The organism is Shewanella sp. 125m-7, from assembly GCF_052977045.1.
This window is the reverse complement of record NZ_JBRILQ010000020.1, coordinates 17,306-35,945: the sequence shown is the minus strand read 5'-3', so window position 1 is coordinate 35,945 and position 18,640 is coordinate 17,306. Positions and strand designations below refer to the sequence as shown.

Annotated in this window: 14 protein-coding genes; 5 read left to right on the top strand and 9 right to left on the bottom strand. The window is 44.9% G+C overall.

Annotation, left to right across the window (positions count from 1 at the left end):
- Window positions 1-192: 192 nt before the first annotated feature.
- The gene (locus ACVBIL_RS11035; RefSeq protein WP_447167032.1) at window positions 193-840 is read left to right on the top strand and encodes a glutathione S-transferase family protein; all 648 of its coding nucleotides are present in this window, start codon (window positions 193-195) and stop codon (window positions 838-840) included.
- Window positions 841-887: 47 nt separating this feature from the next.
- On the opposite strand, the gene ACVBIL_RS11030 is transcribed toward ACVBIL_RS11035, so the two are convergent.
- Complete coding sequence (locus tag ACVBIL_RS11030; protein WP_447167031.1) at window positions 888-1,460, bottom strand: thioesterase family protein; 573 nt, start codon at window positions 1,458-1,460, stop codon at window positions 888-890.
- 130 nt (window positions 1,461-1,590) lie between these two features.
- Complete coding sequence (gene prlC, locus ACVBIL_RS11025) at window positions 1,591-3,630, bottom strand: oligopeptidase A (RefSeq protein ID WP_447167030.1); 2,040 nt, start codon at window positions 3,628-3,630, stop codon at window positions 1,591-1,593.
- Window positions 3,631-3,905: 275 nt separating this feature from the next.
- Here prlC and ACVBIL_RS11020 point away from each other — a divergent pair, with 275 nt between their 5' ends.
- The 3 genes from ACVBIL_RS11020 to gorA all read left to right on the top strand — a co-directional run bounded on the left by ACVBIL_RS11020 (window position 3,906) and on the right by gorA (window position 7,085).
- On the top strand, window positions 3,906-4,688 hold the full coding sequence (locus ACVBIL_RS11020; RefSeq protein WP_447167029.1) for a hypothetical protein: 783 nt from the start codon (window positions 3,906-3,908) through the stop codon (window positions 4,686-4,688).
- A gap of 221 nt (window positions 4,689-4,909) precedes the next feature.
- The gene (locus ACVBIL_RS11015) at window positions 4,910-5,446 is read left to right on the top strand and encodes a hypothetical protein (RefSeq protein WP_447167028.1); all 537 of its coding nucleotides are present in this window, start codon (window positions 4,910-4,912) and stop codon (window positions 5,444-5,446) included.
- 283 nt (window positions 5,447-5,729) lie between these two features.
- On the top strand, window positions 5,730-7,085 hold the full coding sequence (gene gorA, locus ACVBIL_RS11010) for a glutathione-disulfide reductase (RefSeq protein WP_447167027.1): 1,356 nt from the start codon (window positions 5,730-5,732) through the stop codon (window positions 7,083-7,085).
- A 138-nt stretch (window positions 7,086-7,223) separates the two neighbouring features.
- On the opposite strand, the gene ACVBIL_RS11005 is transcribed toward gorA, so the two are convergent.
- The 3 genes from ACVBIL_RS11005 to pip all read right to left on the bottom strand — a co-directional run bounded on the left by ACVBIL_RS11005 (window position 7,224) and on the right by pip (window position 12,424).
- Window positions 7,224-9,176, bottom strand: a complete 1,953-nt coding sequence (locus tag ACVBIL_RS11005; RefSeq protein ID WP_447167026.1) for a BCCT family transporter — start codon at window positions 9,174-9,176, stop codon at window positions 7,224-7,226.
- A 690-nt stretch (window positions 9,177-9,866) separates the two neighbouring features.
- On the bottom strand, window positions 9,867-10,958 hold the full coding sequence (locus ACVBIL_RS11000; protein WP_447167025.1) for an NADH:flavin oxidoreductase: 1,092 nt from the start codon (window positions 10,956-10,958) through the stop codon (window positions 9,867-9,869).
- Window positions 10,959-11,464: 506 nt separating this feature from the next.
- Window positions 11,465-12,424 carry a prolyl aminopeptidase gene (gene pip, locus ACVBIL_RS10995; protein ID WP_447167024.1) on the bottom strand — a complete coding sequence of 320 codons (960 nt, stop codon included), beginning with the start codon at window positions 12,422-12,424 and terminating at the stop codon, window positions 11,465-11,467.
- 366 nt (window positions 12,425-12,790) lie between these two features.
- On the opposite strand from pip, the gene ACVBIL_RS10990 reads away from it, so the two are divergent.
- Window positions 12,791-13,885, top strand: a complete 1,095-nt coding sequence (locus ACVBIL_RS10990) for a hypothetical protein (protein WP_447167023.1) — start codon at window positions 12,791-12,793, stop codon at window positions 13,883-13,885.
- A gap of 120 nt (window positions 13,886-14,005) precedes the next feature.
- Here the strand turns inward: ACVBIL_RS10990 and ACVBIL_RS10985 are convergent, their stop codons facing one another.
- From ACVBIL_RS10985 to ACVBIL_RS10970, 4 genes are all read right to left on the bottom strand, one after another.
- Window positions 14,006-14,449 (bottom strand): hypothetical protein, encoded by a 444-nt coding sequence (locus ACVBIL_RS10985; RefSeq protein WP_447167022.1) that lies wholly within the window; start codon window positions 14,447-14,449, stop codon window positions 14,006-14,008.
- Window positions 14,450-15,553: 1,104 nt separating this feature from the next.
- On the bottom strand, window positions 15,554-16,708 hold the full coding sequence (locus ACVBIL_RS10980; RefSeq protein WP_447167021.1) for a M20 aminoacylase family protein: 1,155 nt from the start codon (window positions 16,706-16,708) through the stop codon (window positions 15,554-15,556).
- A gap of 82 nt (window positions 16,709-16,790) precedes the next feature.
- Complete coding sequence (locus ACVBIL_RS10975; RefSeq protein ID WP_447167020.1) at window positions 16,791-17,777, bottom strand: DMT family transporter; 987 nt, start codon at window positions 17,775-17,777, stop codon at window positions 16,791-16,793.
- 39 nt (window positions 17,778-17,816) lie between these two features.
- Window positions 17,817-18,596, bottom strand: a complete 780-nt coding sequence (locus ACVBIL_RS10970; protein WP_447167019.1) for a maleate cis-trans isomerase family protein — start codon at window positions 18,594-18,596, stop codon at window positions 17,817-17,819.
- Window positions 18,597-18,640 lie beyond the last annotated feature (44 nt).

The window sequence follows — 18,640 nt, the reverse complement described above, 5'->3', positions numbered from 1 at the left end:
TCTCTCGTGTTTTAAATTCAATCACCAATAGATTAACCTTATGCTTATACACACTAAACAATTGTTCGGGCCTAATGGTTTATTCCAATCGCTGCCTGAGTCGCGCTCAACGCATCCCCAATGGCATTGAGAGTCCAAGGGTTAGCGACTAAGGTTAATAGTAATCATTAAAATTACGAACCGATATTGGATATGGATCTGTATTACCACCCACTGGCACGCCAGTCACAAAAAACGCTTATCGCCCTCTATGAAAAACAGGCAAGCTTTTATCCGCACATCATAGATCTCACCGATGCTTTTAATCGACGTCGTTTTATGAATCTTACCCCTTCAGGACGACTCCCGACATTACAACTCAAGTCAGGAGAGTTATTTAGTGATGCCAGCATCATTATCGAATATCTCGATAACTATATCAGCTCTGGCACTCAGCTTATTCCTATCGACAAGATGCAAGCCTTACATGTTAGGCTCTACGACAGATTAAGTGATAACCGATTAGAGAGAAGCATTGAACAGTGGTTGCAGGCCCGTGAGACCAGTCATGATCAGATCCACACCAAGCACTTAGAAAAAGCCGTGTTGACCATATTGGAAGAGTTCGATAAACGACTCGCGAGCAACCATTGGGTATGTGGTGACAGTTTTACCTTGGCTGATTGTGCCTTCATTCCCTGTCTTAAAAGCTTAGAAAGCAAGCTACAACTGCTCGATTACCAGCATATTGGTCGCTACTGGATCCAAGCCAAATTAAGAGGGTCTGTCATTCAAACTATCGAAGAAATAGAGCTCACTCTCGCCACATTAAGCCAAAGTGAGCGATGTAGACATACTTAGTTAAGTGGCACTGACTGCGACAGACAGCAACTAACAACTAACGGCAATTAGCTTGCCACTTTAAATTCTATCGCCTCATTAGGCTTAACCGGTAAATTACATTCTTTCTTAAGCTGTAAAAATGCTTTCCACTTGATCACTTCTGCCGGCATTGGCGGCGCAGGCTGTGTAAAGCCCACCTCTTCAAGCATGGTAGTAATAGCCACTTGCTTACCTTTACAGACAAACACCCCACGAACATGCGCAATGCAATGTAGGCCTCGGTCGCTAACGAAACGCTGCTCAATATAAAAGTACTTTTCATCCCAGCCCACCAGCTTAGTTTCAATTTCAAACTTGGCGAACGGCTTAATATCGCGAATGTAGGTGAACTCAGCCGCATTGACGATGGGCATCCAACCTAACTTTAAAAATCGTTTCAAAAATCCCATCTCGGCCATCATGTAGGTGCGAGCAAGATCCATAAACGCCGGGTAACGAGAATTGGTAAGGTGAAAGTTAACATCGCAGTCGCTTGGCAGGGCGCGATATGACAGTGTACTCGTGTCTAAGAATTCGATTTTCTGACAATGACGCGTACGCCAAATAAATAACCAAAACAGCCTAAAATACAGATTCATCTACCACTAACCCAAGCATTAAAAATGAGAATCGAAAGGCTAACAGAGGTCATACCAGATAACAAGTGTGAAACAGAGCAAACAAAAAAGGCACCTTAGGTGCCTTTTCAATAGTGGATTACAACAAATGTTAACCCGTTATGCCACTGTGTCTAAGTAGCGCATCAGTTTGTGGCTCACGACCACGGAAACGCTTAAAGAGCTCCATAGGTTCTTCACTGCCGCCCATCTCTAAGATGTTCTCTAAGAATCGTTGACCTGTTTCACTATTGAAAATCCCCTGCTCTTCAAACAGTGAAAATGCATCGGCAGAGAGTACTTCGGCCCACTTATAACTGTAATAGCCCGCAGCATAACCACCGGCAAAGATATGGGCAAAGCTGTGCTGGAAACGATTAAATTCAGCCGCCTTAATCACTGCAACTTGCTCGCGCACCTCATCCAGTTTTTGCTGAATTTCAGCGCCTTTAGCTGGGTCGAACTCAAGGTGCATCTTAAAATCGAACAGTGAGAACTCAAGTTGACGCAACATCATCATACCTGACTGGAAGTTCTTCGCCGCTAACATCTTATCTAGCATGGCTTTAGGTAATGGTTCACCTGTTTCATAGTGGCCAGAGATCTCAGCTAATGCTTCTTCCTCATAACACCAGTTCTCCATAAACTGGCTAGGTAACTCAACGGCATCCCAAGGCACACCACTAATACCCGATACGCCACCTACATCAATCTTAGTCAGCATGTGGTGAATACCATGACCGAACTCATGGAACAAAGTTGTGACTTCGTCATGGGTAAATAGTGCAGGTTTGCCTGCCACGGGTGCATTGAAGTTGCAGGTTAAATAGGCCACGGGATCTTGTAAGCCATTTTCTGTTTTGCGACGTGCACGGCAGTCATCCATCCAAGCGCCACCACGCTTACCTTCACGGGCATAGAGATCTAAGTAGAAACTACCGCGATGCTCATTGTTGCTGTCGGTAATATCAAAGAAGCGCACATCTTTATGATAAGTATCAAATTCTTTGCGCTCTGTAACGGTTAAGCCAAATAGGCGTGATACCGTATAAAACAAGCCCGATAACACTTTGTCTTCAGGGAAGTAAGGGCGCAGTAACTCTTGTGAGATCTCATATCTATGGTGTTTAAGCTTTTCAGCGTAGAAGCTAAGATCCCAAGCCTCAAGTTCAGTTACACCGCACTCTTTCTCTGCAAATTCAGTTAGCTCTGCAAGCTCAGTCTCACCTTGAGTCTTTGAGCGAGCTGCAAGTTCGGTTAAAAAGTCGAGTACTTGCGCAGGAGACTCTGCCATCTTAGTCGCTAATGACTTATCAGCGTAGCTGTCGAAACCAAGCAGATTTGCAAGCTCATGGCGCAAAGCCAAAATTTCATCCATTAATGGGCCATTATCAAACTCGCCAGCATTTGGACCTTGATCAGACGCTCGTGTAACAAAAGCGCGGTAACACTCTTCACGTAGCTCGCGGTTGTCGCTGTATGTCATCACAGGTAGGTATGATGGAAAATCTAGTGTAAATAACCAGCCATCTAGCTCTTTCGCTTCGGCCATTGCTTTTGCTGCTGCAACAGCTGACTCCGGCAACCCCTTAAGCTCTGCTTCATCGGTGATCAACTTAGTCCAAGCTTGCGTCGCATCTAATAACTGATTAGAGAAACTGCTGGTTAGTTCAGACATGCGTTTAACCAACTCACCGTAGCGCAGCTTGTCGCTATCGCTTAAGCCAATACCTGATAATTCAAAGTCACGCAGGCTGTTTGCAATCAACTTCTTCTGCGCTTGCGAGTAGTTAGCGAATTCAGCTGACTCAGCAAGTGACTTGTAGGCTTCATAAAGTCCCTGATGCTGGCCCACAAATGTGCCGTACTCAGACAGTAAAGGTAGACAAGCATCATGGGCTTTACGCCACTCTTCGCTACTAACTACTGAATTCATGTGTGAAATAGGTGACCAGATTTTCCCGAGCTGATCATCGACCTCTTCTAGCGGCGCGACTAAATTGTCCCAGGTAAACGGATCTTGGTTAGCTAATACTTGCTCGATCTTTTGACGACAATCGGCAATACCTTGCTCGACAGCTGGCTGAATATGTTCTGGCTTGATACTTGAAAAAGGCGGTAGCTTATTGCTGTTTAGCAAAGGATTGCTCATCGATGATTCCTTAACATTCTATGTTGATACTTAAGAGATAAGGGCTAATGAGCTCTTATTCAATATTTAACCCATAATTCTTTGTAAAGAATGTCTGCGCTAGCAGCTAGAACATGGATTTACTATGACAAACATCAAACTTATTCAGCACAAAGTTTATCCACTTGCGGTATTGCAAACCATGTCGCAAACACGAGCCATTATCATTTACATTCATGCATTTAAATCTAGTATGCAACTAGTTAATTTCTTGCGCCAAAATTTTGAGTTCAGATATGATAAAAACTAGCCAATATACTGCTTTAGTGACGTTATTAATCAGTACAGCAACCTTTGCCGATGACGCGCCTAACATCGATGATTCACACAATACTAAAATCATCGAAACGCTACCGCGTAATGATAGCGGACAAGTTCAAGGGCTTATCGATCTTGGCTGGGACTCAAAATACATCTCTGAAGGCCGTAATAACCTAGATAAAGGCGGTATTTACTGGGCAACAGCTGCAGTGCAAAAGGATAACGTTAACGTGTATGCCAGTGTAGGCCGTGGGGATAGCCAACACTATACCGAATGGAACTTTGGTATTGAGTATGGTTTTGAGCTTAGCGAAAACGTAAGTGGTAGCCTTGGCTATCAGCGTTTAGAATTTTATGGCGATGACCGCGCCCATGACAATGAGCTGTTTAGCTCACTCGAATACACAGCTGTTGAGTGGTTAATTCCTTCCGTAAGCTACACCTATTCAACTGAGGCTGCCGGCTACTTCGTCGAAGTTAGCCTACACAGTAACTGGGAGTTGGCCGAAGGCTTAAACGTTAGCCCATATGTTACCCAAGGTTTCGATTTCCAATATGTCACCGAAGAACATGATGGTCCTAACCACTTTCAGTTTGGCGTAGAAGCAGAGTACCTATTGCCTAATAACTTGGTCGTATCAGGTCATATCAGCCACACCATAGCTCAAGAAGATATCAAGCTAGAGGCGCGTAATGATGGCATTACGGGCAGCCTAGATGAAACCTTTGCAGGCCTGCACCTGAGCTGGAATTTCTAGCCGATACCGTTAATAACACCTAACGGGTCGCTATGAATAAACCCAGACAAGCCGAACTGAAAAAATATTGTCAGCTATACTCATTACTGAGCAGCTAACCGCTTGTGCTCTTGCTTGATAACACTTATTCAAGCTGGAGCAATTCAATATCCTGATACAAACACTGATACAAACACATATGAGATTACACGGACGCTAATCTTGCTACAGAGGAACAGGGAATGTTACTTCTATCTCGTCTATTGATAGCCACACTTATCATCTTATATAGCCAGACAAGCTATAGCAGTGAGCTTATCTCTAGCAGTAAACCAACCTCTCGCAATAAGCTTAATTCTCACAATGAACAAGATAGGCCTTCACTCGACTTAGGCAGCGTCCTTAATGATAAAGGACAGCCGATAACGGTCCCCAGCGAAACCAAAAGTCACTTTAATTACTCTGCCCCGGCTATGACAGCCTCTTCACCAGCCAATGCTAAAAACAGCAAGACTAACAAAACAAAAACAAAAAAAGCCAAACCTCAAAGCCGTAAACAACAACTTGCGAGTCGCAGCAAGGTAGCCAACGATCCTAGTTGTCGCTGGCTTAACAGCCGCATGAACAGCCTAGAACGCAACTTAAGCTCTGGAGTCAACTCACGCAATCGCCACTACCAACAAGAGTTAAGCGTCAGACAAGGCGAATGGGAATGCATGAAATGCGGCGCCGAGGGACCGGAGCTGAGTGACCACGGAAACTGTCAGCACAAACGCTAACACAAGCAACTTAAACGCAGCCTCCGCACCGATGGCATTGCCAATGATGCTGGCTTTCAGAATGCTAAACTTAAGTCATCTCACTCATAATTTATAGGGCTAGCTGGATCAAATTTTTCCCTCTACAATGGTGCGTTCTTGAACTGGCACAAAGCCAATAAATTAATTCGTGATGGCTTGTTTATCTAACTTTAAACAAGCAACGGATTAATCATAATTACAGGTACAAAAGCCCCACTCATCTGCTTTTGTCAAACAGTTCGCAACTTTATTGGAGATACACATGGCTCAACATTTTGATTATATCTGTCTTGGCGCAGGTAGCGGCGGTATTGCATCGGCTAACAGAGCGGCCATGCGTGGCGCCAAGGTGCTACTTATCGAAGCAAAAGAGCTCGGCGGCACCTGTGTCAACGTGGGTTGTGTACCTAAAAAAGTAATGTGGTACGGCGCGCAAGTCGCTGAAGCCATGCACCTGTACGCTAAAGACTATGGCTTTGATGTTACCGTCAACAAGTTTGACTGGAGCACATTAGTTGCTAGCCGCGAAGCCTATATCGACCGTATTCATGGCTCTTACGATCGCGGCCTTGAAAGCAATGGCGTTACCCTAGTACGCGGTTACGGTCGTTTCGTTGATAAAAGCACCATCGAAGTCAACGGTGAGCATTACACGGCCGATAACATTTTAATCGCCACTGGCGGCGCAGCAACCATTCCAAATATTCCTGGTGCCGAGCACGGTATCGACTCTGACGGTTTCTTCGCATTAGCTGAGCAGCCTAAGCGTGTTGCCGTTGTCGGTGCAGGCTATATCGCAGTTGAAGTGGCTGGTGTACTGCAAGCACTCGGTAGCGATACCCACTTGTTTGTACGCAAACATGCACCGCTACGTAACTTCGACCCTATGCTAAGCGAAGCGCTAATGGAGTCGATGGCGATTGATGGCCCAACGCTGCATACCCACAGCACGCCAGAGTCGGTCACCAAAAATGATGATGGCAGCTTAACGCTTAAGATTGAAAATGGCGAAAGCTACGATGTAGATTGCCTAATTTGGGCTATTGGCCGACTACCGTCGACAGGCAATATCGGCCTTGAAAACACTAAGGTTGAGTTAGATGCCAAAGGTTATGTGATCACCGACGCGCAGCAAAATACCACTGATGCAGGCATCTACTGTGTGGGTGACATTATGGCTGGCGGTGTTGAGCTAACCCCTGTTGCCGTTAAAGCGGGTCGCCTGCTGTCTGAGCGCTTATTCAACGGCATGACAGATGCTAAGATGGATTACAGCTGCATTCCAACCGTAGTATTTAGTCACCCAGCCATTGGCACTATGGGCTTAACACAGCCAGAAGCGAATGCCCAATTCGGCGAAGACAATGTGACCGTGTATACCTCTGGATTCACTTCAATGTACACTGCGGTAACGGCTCATCGCCAAGCGTGTAAGATGAAACTAGTTTGTGCGGGTGATAATCAAAAAGTCGTGGGTATTCACGGTATCGGTTACGGCATGGATGAGATTTTACAAGGTTTTGGCGTTGCGATGAAGATGGGCGCAACCAAAGCAGACTTTGATGCTGTTGTGGCAATTCACCCAACGGGTGCGGAAGAATTCGTTACTATGAGGTAACCTATTAATTCTAAATGAATGACAAATAAAAAGCCGCTAGATAGCGGCTTTTTTGTCTCTTTAATTTAACGCTCAATACCCGTAGTTCCTTTTACTGGCATTGAGCTAACACGCTAAGCAGCGCTAACAATTTGCTTGTTAGCTTGGCGTGTTTAACCTAGCTTGAATCGCTAGTTTCACTTCTTCTTGAGCCTGCAAGGCTTCCTCTTGCTCCTTCTCACGCATAAGCGTATCAAAGCCAACTCGCGCTTCCTGCGCAAGTTGTGACGCTTCTAACTTAGCTTGTTTAGCCTTCATCGAATCATCTGTTAACTGGCGTAGCTGCTCGATAATCTCGTCGGGTGCGTCACCTAGCTCAACACTCGACTCTCCGCGTGCCAGCGCTTCTCTACGCAATTGCTTTTTCAGCTCCCAGATAGCATCGTTAGCTTCACGCTCAAGTTCAGCCGCTTCAATCGCGTTATCACGTAGTCCTTCAAAACGTGCCAATGCCTGACCTTCTTTACTCCAAGGATCAACATCTGGCAGATCAGAAATATTGATCACCGGATCGACATAATCATCTTGATGCGCTAAGTCTAAAGTCGCAGCTTTAACGCCTGAGATCATCAACATAACTGCGATAATCAATAGCGGTAAACCACCCACAATCGCCGCAGTTTGCAAGGTTGCCAAGCCGCCCATAAACAATAGGGCCGACGGCATTAATGACAAGGTGAATGCCCAAAACAAACGGTTCCAACGCATCGGATCTTCGGTCACATTGGTTTGTACAACCGACGCCAGAATATAAGAAATCGAGTCAAACGTGGTGGCGGTAAAAATCACACATAACAGCGTAAATAGTGCGATGACGACAGTGCTAAACGGCAGTGTTTCTAAAATCGCGAAGATCGCGCGAGTCGCGCCCTCAGCATTAAGAATGCTAACCACATCAAGCTGTCCAGATAGCTGCAACGATAAACCGTAGTTACCTAGGATGATGAAGTACAATGAACAACCGAGTGAACCGAAGAACACCGCACCCGATACCATCTGCTTGATTGTTCTACCACGAGAAATACGCGCAACGAATAGACCCATACTCGGTGCAAATACTAACCACCACGCCCAGTAAAAAATGGTCCAATCTTGTGGGAAGTGTGTATCTTCAAAGGTACCCATACCACCAAAAGGCTCTGCCCACGTCGCCATAACAAAGAAATTAGATAGCATGCGACCGATTGAGTCTAGACCGGTTTCCAACATGAAAATAGTTGGACCACAAACCAGTACAAACAGCAGCAAAGCTAACGCGCCCCAGAAGTTGATATTACTGAGGATCTTAATGCCTTTATCCATGCCCATATATGAAGAATAAGCAAAGATGGCAGTACACACCATCAACACGCCAATTTGGCTGCCAGTAGATGCAGGAATACCGAACAAGTAGCTAATACCTTCGTTGATCAAAGGGGCCGCTAAGCCGAGCGTCGTTGCCGCGCCGCCCAATAGGCCAAAGATAAACAGAATATCGATGACTTTACCCAATTTGCCAAAACTATTTGCTTCACCAATAACTGGCATCAGTGCTGCCGACACCTTAAGTACTGGCTGTTTACGCACATAAAAGAAGTAAGCGATTGGAATCGCTGGGATCATATAGATACACCAAGCAATCGGTCCCCAGTGGAACAAGCCGTATGTGGCTGCCCAACGTACCGCTTCTTCACTGCCCGCTTCTAACTGGAACGGTGGGTTTTGATAGTAGTAAGCCCACTCGATTGTGCCCCAGTACAAAATACTGGCACCGATACCACCACAAAATAGCATAGCCGCCCAAGACGCCAGTGCGAATTCAGGCTTTTCATCAGGATCGCCGAGTTTGATTTGGCCGATATCTGAAAACACGATATAGATCATGAAGAAAAAAGCAGCCAATCCCAGACCTAAATAGGCAAAGCCTAATTTGTCTGTCATAAACGTTTTAGCTACCGCAATCCATTGCGCCCCTTGTTCAGGAAATACCAGTAAGGGGAGAACCACAGAAAACAGTAATACTAACGCGCCGAAAAATGTCGGCTTGTCGATAAGCTCAAAGTGCTTTTTCATTTTTATTGTCCGCAACAACCTAAAAACAGATTTGATTAAGTGCACGCCACAGGCTGCTCGCCGCACTGAGAGAACCAGACGGGTTTGATACTAAGTTAAAGAGTATGAGTATTGTGTGTGAACGGTTTTTTTTTGTGAGTCTTATAACACTCGAAAGTTATCCAGATTACGATTAATATGGACTAAGGATAAAATAATGTTAATTAGCCTAACTGTCGACAAACTTATCTCTCGAATCAATCAGAATTGTGACCAAGTTCTCACATAGTTTTACCCGCCAAAAATTAGGCGTTCAGAAAACAACCAAAACACAACCAACCCCTTTATAGACAGGCTTTATGGACACGCATAAAATGGTTATAACGCCTCACGTCTTTAGGTTAAAAGTATATAAATGAGGCTTTCGGGCAAAATCGAGCCTAAACATGCATAATTCACTTTATTAGGTTGTTCCAGCACATTAAATCAACACGACAGTTCTCTCTAACAAACAAGCTGTAACGTGGATTTTTCTGTGCGATTCTGCTGATTGAAACTGGTGGGAGAGAGTGATTGATATAAAGGGAAGTTGTAAAAGTACCTGTAGAGGAGTGTGGCAGGAGCGGCTAGAACAGTGTCAAAGTAGCAGGCACGATATCATCGTGCCATACAAAACAAGAATCGCTTAACGCTAACAGCGTCAGCAAGCAATTATCGCCTCTTATACACCACACAGAAATTACCGCGCTTAGTACGGCACTTTGAACATCTTTCACAATCCACTTCTGCAGTACTCCCCTCAGACCAACGCTTAAGCAGGTGTGGCTCGGCAAGTAAAGGTCTTGAAAGAGCAAAGAACTGAATATTGGTACTCGCTGCAATCTCTTCAATGGCGCAAATATCCGCTAGGCCGCCAACGGTAATAATGGGGACGTTTACCTCCTGGCTTATCACTGCGCCATATTCACGGAAGTAGCCTTCATTTTGAATGGTATAACCATCAAATGACTCACCCACTACTGTATTCGCATTACCATGAATATTGCCGGAGATAATAATGGCATCGACACCAATCGCAGCAAGCTTTTTACAGATAGTGCGGGTTTCAGCAAAAGTTAAGCCACCATCGAAAAACTCAGAGGCCGTTAACTTAACGAGAATTGGGTAGTCCTCGCCAACCAACTTGCGGATCTCAGCGTAGATCTCCAGCAAAAAGCGCATGCGGTTCTCAAGACTTCCGCCATATTCATCTTCACGCTGGTTATAGTAAGGGCTCAAGAACTGATTGATTAGGTAAGTGTGCGCAGCATGGATCTCAACGCCATCGAAGCCCGACTCTTGTGCGCGGCGACTCGCCTGTGCAAACGCGTTAACGATGTAATCGATCTCAGGCTTACTCATCGCCTTACCCAAGGTTTGAGTACCGCGCTCAGCAATGGCACTCGGGGCAAAGATCACTCGCTCACCGACGTTGTAAGTGGTCTTAGTACCACCATAGGCCAGCTGCATCACGATTTTAGAGTCGTAACCATGTACCAGCTCAGTTAGCTTTTGGTATTCAGCGATAAACGAGTCATCGTACATACCCATCATGCCAGCATTCGGTTTTTCCTCGGCAACAATGTTGGCGTAGCCAGTCACTATCAGCCCCACTTCACCTTTAGCCAGCTCTTCATACACAGCGTACAACTTGTCGGTCATATGGCCTGTTTCTGTCGCCATATTTTCCCACGTCGCGCTACGTACAAAACGGTTTTTCAGTGTCATGTTGCCAATACGGGCGGGTGAAAACAAAGTGCTCACGTGTAATCCTCTTAAATTCTTATTCCGTGCTCGCTAACAGCCTTAACAAGCAACAAAAACAGCAGGCGCAGGATCCTACGCGCAAAATATAAGAAATTCCTTAAGCTAGGTTCAGCTTTTGGTAATTAGCTTGGAATAGTCGATGCGCAAAGTAGAAAGCAGAAAGCAGAAGTGAAGTCTAGCAGTGCCATTATCGGAGAGGGTTAATCTAAGTATTCAGACTCAAAGAAGCTATAGCAAAAAATGGAAATACAAGAGTAAATGACAAAGGTCAAAACCGCTGAAGAAAGAAAATCACTATGAGAAAACTCGACATACCCAAGGATTAAAGGAGACATCACAGCTGCCAGTCTCATAAGCCTCTCCCAACTGCAGCGCGAAAATATTTGCCTCATAAAAGGCCAGTTGCAACTGCAACTGGCCTGATAAAAACTGCCATCAATTTTAAAACATGACACAGCTATGGCGGCAGAGCCCGCCATTTATTCAAGATGCCATGGGTATTATTATTTGTTAGCGAAGAAATCAGTCGCTTCTATAAGCGCTGTTCTGATCCCCGGCTCACTAACCGCGTGCCCTGCATCTGGAATGACTAAAAACTTCGCCTCAGGAAACGCTTTATGTAAGTCCCAAGCCGCTTCAAACGGGGTGATCACATCATAACGACCTTGCACGATAACCGTAGGAATGTGGCGAATGACATCGATATTATCGAGTAGGTAGTTATCGTTTGGAAAGAAGGCACGATTTTCAAAGTAATGGCACTCAACACGAGCAAATGCTTCGGCAAATTCATCTGAACTAAAGTGCTCTTCACGAGCAGGATCGGGCAATACCGATAACATGCTGCCTTCCCATTTACCCCATATTCTAGCCGCTTCGATTCTTAACGCTTTATCGTCACTGGTGAGTCGTTTGTAATAGGCATGAATAACATCATCACGCTCATCTTCAGGGATAAAGCCAATATATTGCTCAAATAAGTCAGGGAACAGTGTGTGCCCCCACTGATAGAACCACAAAATTTCTTTACGGCGCAGCAGAAATATTCCACGCAATACCAATTCATCAACAACTTGAGGGTGATTAATGGCATAAGCTAGCGCCAGAGTGCTGCCCCAAGAGCCACCAAAGACTTGCCATGTATCAATGCCTAAGTGCGCGCGGATCTGCTCCATATCGCTGAGCAGTCCCCAGGTAGTATTATCTTCGAGGCAACCTTTTGGGGTGCTTTTACCACAGCCTCTTTGATCAAAAATAACAATACGATACAAGGCTGGATCAAATAAGCGTCGACACTGAGGATCGGTACCAGCACCAGGCCCACCGTGCAGGTATACCACCGGCTTGCCATTAGGGTTACCTGATTGCTCAACATAGATTTCGTGAACATCTGAGACCCTTAGCATTTCTTGATGATAAGGTTCTATTGGCGGGTAAAGTTCGGCGATCTCATTGTTATTCATATACAGATCCTAATATTGTTATCTTGATGTGCTGTTCACCAGCGATATGTTGATTGCGTCATGGCGCTACAGGGCCATACAAGAGCGACAGGTACTGCGACTTTGACAAGGCATTATTACATAGGGTATCCAGCCGAAATCATGAAACCTTTTCAGCTCAAAATCGAACATGAAAGTGCAAAAGGCTTGATGTAATGAATTGGATCCATTAACGAGAAATATTGAAGTATATGATTCTAGCGGTCTTGGTTATTCTTGCTGAACACTTTGATTTAAAATCACTAATCCGCTAATGTGTCGCTTTAAATTCAAGCCTATCATTCAGCTTGATTGACGCTTTTTTAGTCACCTCCAGAGACAAGCCCTATGTACACTCGGATGTTGCCTTGTATTTTCGCTTCACTAGTTTCAAGTATTGCTTTTCCAGTATTTTCCGCCGATGACTTAAGCGGGATCTGGCAAGGCACCTTAGGCAAGAGCAAAATTCGTGTCTGCTTTAATGAATACGGCACAGGCAGTTATTACTATCAGCGTTACTTAACGCCAATCAGACTCGAGCAGGTCGATAACCATTGGCAAGAAGACAAGCAAACTGGCTTCTGGCAGTTTGATAATGTCAGCGAGCAGCAACTTACGGGGCTCTGGTTCAATAAAGAGCCATCAGCTGCTAGCAAATCATTAACGATCACGCTTGAACGCCAAATCAGTCCTGATGGCATCAATGACTGCAGCAGCGATGCTTTCAACCAGCCACTAGAAACAGCGCCACAACTTAGCCGTGGTAAATGGCAGCCATTTGAGAATGAAGACTCTGAGTCATCTACTTCTGACCAAGCTAATCCTCAGTTATCAGGATCTCCGCAGATTAGCTATCGCCAACTCAGCTATGGCTCAGAACTCGGCCTCGAACTTAAAGGTGAGCAAGCAGGCATTCCTGCAATAAACCAATGGTTAAAGCAGAAACTAACGAGTAAGACTCAACTTGAAGAAACCTTTGAAACCCGCCGCAGAATGTTGGCGCAAACCGGCCTGCCAATCACAGATGAAACCGGAGCCGAAATCGATTTTATGAACCAACATTGGTTAAGCGTGCGATTTTACCGCTGGGCAGCAGGTTATGGCGCTGGCGGTATCAATCGCACTTTCACTAGCTTCAATCTAAGTGATGGCCAAGCATTCAACCCATGGCAATGGTTTAGAGACGATGCAGCCCTTGATGAAATGCGTCATCAACTACCACCAGCCCTACGCGAAAAACTGTTTGCCGATATGGAGGTTTATGAGGATTGCGATAATTCAGATGGCTCAGGCTATTTCTACCTCACCCTCAGCCCAAAAGGCATCGAGCTATGGGAAACACCCAACGGCAGCGGCTGCGAAAACGAATTCACCCTCAGCCCCCAAGAGGCGATGCCGTTTGCCACGAAGTACGGCAAGAGTCAGCTTAGATTGCGGGATTGAGACTAAGATAGGCTAGACATGTAAGGATAGATATCTATCAATTAAAAATGAGCTTATAAGGATTTAGTTTAAGTTGGGAGAGCAATTGTGGAGGGTTACGACTATACAAAATACTCAACCCTAAGGCGGGCTTCGACTTTTAGGGCGCACAAAGTAAGACTGGCTTTCAAGAACTAACAAGCAATAACTTACAGTGAACAGATATCGCCAAATTATCTGTTTTAGCAAGCCTAAAATACTGACATTTAACCCCGTCAGCTTTTCTAACCATATGTGCCTAGAAATGATAGTTTTTACTATTTCTAAAGGACAAATAGCCGCAAAACGCCAATTCATTAAACCATCAAACTGTTTTAATTCGCGAATAGCATTTTCAACTATAGCTAAGTTAGCTCTATGAAACAGGGCTAATTTAGGTTCAATCGAACTACCGTTCACGTAGCCTGCTTTGCGGCTTTTGGACATAAGCGAAGTACTAGCTTCAATTAACATCGAATGAAGCCTACTCAGGTCAATATCCATAGAACGACCATTACGATTGGTGACGGTTAGCTTATTGTTCAATTATCCTCGCTAGAGCAAATATATCAGCCTTACTCAAGATACTTACCCTTTAGTAGAAGGTCTGAGCCTTCTCAGTGAAAAACAGATTACTTAGAAAATAATTTCAACGTAATCATATCCTTTGGTATATCTAGATTTACAAATTACGTATTTAACCTGTTTAGGTTTCACGTTACGCATTGATAAAAATCAATTTTGTTTTTTACTATTAGCCTTTGATTTCTTCGATAACATCCTCCATATTCGATAGCCTGCAAAAATGGAATAAACAACTAAGAGGCAAAAATTACCATTATTGAACGCCTCTAGTATTAATGGGATTAGGTTACAAACCACTTTCCCTATCTCGACCACTTTTGCCAAATGTGTATTTATATTCGGGTTACGTCTTCTCATTTCATTACTCTCTAAAAAAGATAATAAAAGAAAAGACCCAAACTGTTTTTCACGATCCGATCGCGAGATAACGGATAAGATCTACATGTGGACTTAATTAGACATTTTCAAGAGAATTAGTAAGCTAAATCAAAATAATTTACTTGCAGAAAACACCAATCCCCATCGAAGTTGCCGAAGTACGTTGGAATAAATCACGTGAGCCCGACAGGGATGTCGGGTTAGCTTTCGCGGGGCAGGATGCCCCATCGGAAGCGTTAGTGATTTATCCATAAGTATGAGGATCAACAACTTCGTCGGGGCGGCTCGGGTGATGCAAGAGGGGGAAGCTGTTGTCCCCCTTTTGCCCGAGTGTGAGCTGGAAGCTCACGACCTTTATCAAGCGCAGCTTGATTCGCTTAAATCTTTAAGCTTGATATGGGATGGAATCCCACGACTTTAGTTGTTAGACGCAGTCTAACTTAGAAGTCAGGCGCAGCCTGATAGAATTATCAAACGAAGTTTGATTGCTTTAGTCGTTAGACGAAGTCTAACTCCTCCCCTTGCGCCCGCTTGGCGCAAAACCAAGCAACAAAAAAGGCTATGAACCTAAGCTCATAGCCTTCTTAATCTCAGCATGATTAATTAACAATGCTAACCCTTAACCTCAAAACACTAACTTAAAACACAGCCTTAAGCGTTAATCAGCACCATCAAGTAATGTGCAAATTACTTAGCCAAACACTGTTCAACAAGCGTCTGCCAGTATCTCAGACCAGATACTAAGATATTGTCGTTAAAGTCGTAAGTTGGCTTGTGTAGCGCTACGCTACCGCAACCACAGCCTGCGCCGTTACCCACTAGGATGTAACAACCTGGCGCTTCACGTAGCATGAACGAGAAGTCTTCACTGATGGTAAATGGCTGGCAGCTGCCGTTAACTTTATCTTCGCCAACAACTGTCTCAGCAGCGCGAATCGCATAAGCGGTTTCATCTGGCGTGTTAATCGTCGATAAGAAGCTGTTGTTGAACTTGTAAGTGTAATCAACGCCTGCAGACATACACTGACCCGCAACCACACGCTCAAGCGCTTTTTCAATCTTGTGCAGTGCGCCATCGGTAAAGCTACGCGTATCGCCCGTGATAGTCACTTTAGTTGGGATAACGTTAACCGTACCGTTAGTGGCAAATTCAGTGACCGAGATAACCGCAGTTTCGTCAATCGCGCTTAGGTTACGCGAAACGATGGTTTGGATTGCAGTCACGATTTGCGCGCCAACAACGATTGGGTCAGTCCCCATGTGTGGCATTGCCGCGTGGCCGCCCGTTGCTAGTACTTCGATTTCGAAGCTGCTTTCGCTCGCCATTACTGAGTGAGGGCGCGTCACAAAGTGACCGGCTTCAATACCCGGTAGGTTGTGCATGGCGTAAACAGCGTCGATTTTCCAACGGGTGAATAGGCCGTCAGCGATCATCGCTTTAGCGCCTGTGCCACGCTCTTCATCTGGTTGGAAGATGAAGTAAACCGTGCCATCGAAGTTTTTAGTTTGTGCTAGCTCATGCGCTGCAGCCAGTAGCATTGCCGTGTGACCATCGTGACCACAAGCGTGCATGGCGCCAGTGTTTACTGATGCGTAATCAAAGGTATTTTCTTCATGAATATGTAGGGCGTCCATATCGGCACGTAGACCGATTGAACGCTCGCTGTCACCACACTTTAAGATACCCACAACGCCTGTGCCGCCGATACCTGTGTGCACTTCAATGCCAAACTCTTCTAGTTTGCTTGCTACAAATGCTGCAGTCTCGTGCTCTTGGGTACCAAACTCTGGGTGCTGGTGAATGTGATGACGCCACTCAATTACTTTTTGCTCGATATTCATATTCTTTATCTCTTGTAACAACAACCGGTGACTAGGTCACCGGTTGCAAAAATGGTTTTTATTTACTAACTGAATTAATCAGTTACTGACTGCGACATGGCTTAGGTGCGATAGGCAACTCAGCTTCAACTTCTTCAGCTTTTACCTTGTTCTTATTGCCTAGTCTCATGAAGGCAATCATCGAAGTAATTACCACTGCGATTGCAATTAAGCGCATCGGTGTTACCTGCTCACCTAGTGCAAATACCGCTAGAATGAATGAAGACAGTGGCATTAGGTTTAGCGCCATACCCGTACCGTCAACACCTACACGCTCCATACCGTAGATGTAAACTAGGTAGCTCATACCAGAGATACATACACCTAAGATAACGATACACATAATGCGTAGTGGTGAGCTAAATACATTCAATGCAGAGCTAAAGTCAGCGCCAACAACGAACAGGTACAAACCAAAACCGAGTGCAGCGAATACAAACTGGTGGAACATAGTCGCAACTGAACCGTATTTTTCTGCTAGCTTGGCACGAGCATAAGCCATTGTTGCAAAGCTTGCTGCAGAGCCGAAACAGATCAGGTGACCAATATTGAAACCTTGAGTCTCTGACTGTGGGTCCATCACTAGAATCGCCACACCGAGGAAAGCACCTAGCGCACACATGATTTGCATAACAGTGAAACGCTCACCGTGACGTAAGAAGCCCACACTTAAGATTAGAATTGGGATCAAACCTTGGATCACGCCGTTTTCAGAAGCGGTAATATAATCCAAAGAAAGGAATGATAGGAAGCTGAAAGAACCTTGACCAATGATACCGCAACATGCAGCCCAGAAGATGTCCTTACGGTTTGCCCAGTTAAGTTTAAAATCAGTTTTTTTCTTCATCTTGCCAGTTGCAAGACCGATGTTGAAAATCAAACCTAGTGTAATAAATGCTACTGTGTAACGTAACCAAACGAGTACTTGCGGATCCATCACCTCAAGAATAGGTGTACCAACAATCCACGGGATACCCCATAACAGACCAACGAAAACCGCAGCCATCCAACCTTTCTGTGTATTAGTCATTATTATTTTTCCAACAATTTATGTTTGGTAGTCAACAGCTTAAGCTGTTTGATTGTTAAGTAGTTTGCCGTAGCCTGGACACATAGCTACGTTGCCAGTCAGGTGCATTGCATGCCAGAACATGGCAGAGTTGCTGCACACTACTGGAATGCTAAACTTGGCTTCGATCTCTTCGATATAATCAAGCACACGTAAGTTAGTGCATGACATAAATACCAATTCTGCGTCTGAATCTTTAAGCATCAACTCAAGTGCTGCGAACATAGATTCTTTAGCGACTAGGGTGATGTCGGTGTCGCGTTCGATGCCCAATGAACCTAATGTCACTACATCGAAGTCGGCATCTGTTAGCTGCTGATATAGCGGGTAGTTAACACTCGTTGGGTATGGAGAGAACACGGCAATCTTTTTTGCATTTAAGTGCTTGAATGACGCTTTAGCCGCTGTCCATGGGTTGGTCGCTGGAATGTCACCACGGTTTTGAGTCAGTAGGCCCGCTACTTTCTCTTCGCCGATAATGATTGAAGCTGATGTGCAACCAAATGCCATTACATCCATTGGCAAACCAGTAGCAATCAAGTCAGACGCTTCAACGATTCCGCTAGCGATTTGATCAAGTGCTTCTGGTGTCATTTCGCTTGAGTAAAACACGCGAGAACTAAACACGCCTGCTTGTGTACCTAATAACTTAGCCCAATCCATCTCTAGGCTGTGGTCTGTGCTTAACTGCACTAGACCGATATGTACGCGATTAATTCTTGGTGCCTGCTTATGCTCAAGCGGCTGTTCAAACGATGTAAATGCTTCAAAACTCATCATAGTGAGATGCTCTTTAGTAATGATTTCCCCAGTCCCCTCCAGAG

What these genes read in the sequence shown, in the direction of transcription:
- ACVBIL_RS11030 (WP_447167031.1), bottom strand. Translation starts at nt 1,460, where the DNA reads ATGAATCTGTATTTTAGGCTGTTTTGGTTATTTATTTGGCGTACGCGT.
- ACVBIL_RS11015 (WP_447167028.1), top strand. Translation starts at nt 4,910, where the DNA reads ATGTTACTTCTATCTCGTCTATTGATAGCCACACTTATCATCTTATAT.
- ACVBIL_RS11005 (WP_447167026.1), bottom strand. Translation starts at nt 9,176, where the DNA reads ATGAAAAAGCACTTTGAGCTTATCGACAAGCCGACATTTTTCGGCGCG.
- ACVBIL_RS11020 (WP_447167029.1), top strand. Translation starts at nt 3,906, where the DNA reads ATGATAAAAACTAGCCAATATACTGCTTTAGTGACGTTATTAATCAGT.
- pip (WP_447167024.1), bottom strand. Translation starts at nt 12,424, where the DNA reads ATGAATAACAATGAGATCGCCGAACTTTACCCGCCAATAGAACCTTAT.
- gorA (WP_447167027.1), top strand. Translation starts at nt 5,730, where the DNA reads ATGGCTCAACATTTTGATTATATCTGTCTTGGCGCAGGTAGCGGCGGT.
- prlC (WP_447167030.1), bottom strand. Translation starts at nt 3,630, where the DNA reads ATGAGCAATCCTTTGCTAAACAGCAATAAGCTACCGCCTTTTTCAAGT.
- ACVBIL_RS10990 (WP_447167023.1), top strand. Translation starts at nt 12,791, where the DNA reads ATGTACACTCGGATGTTGCCTTGTATTTTCGCTTCACTAGTTTCAAGT.
- ACVBIL_RS11035 (WP_447167032.1), top strand. Translation starts at nt 193, where the DNA reads ATGGATCTGTATTACCACCCACTGGCACGCCAGTCACAAAAAACGCTT.
- ACVBIL_RS10980 (WP_447167021.1), bottom strand. Translation starts at nt 16,708, where the DNA reads ATGAATATCGAGCAAAAAGTAATTGAGTGGCGTCATCACATTCACCAG.
- ACVBIL_RS10975 (WP_447167020.1), bottom strand. Translation starts at nt 17,777, where the DNA reads ATGACTAATACACAGAAAGGTTGGATGGCTGCGGTTTTCGTTGGTCTG.
- ACVBIL_RS10970 (WP_447167019.1), bottom strand. Translation starts at nt 18,596, where the DNA reads ATGATGAGTTTTGAAGCATTTACATCGTTTGAACAGCCGCTTGAGCAT.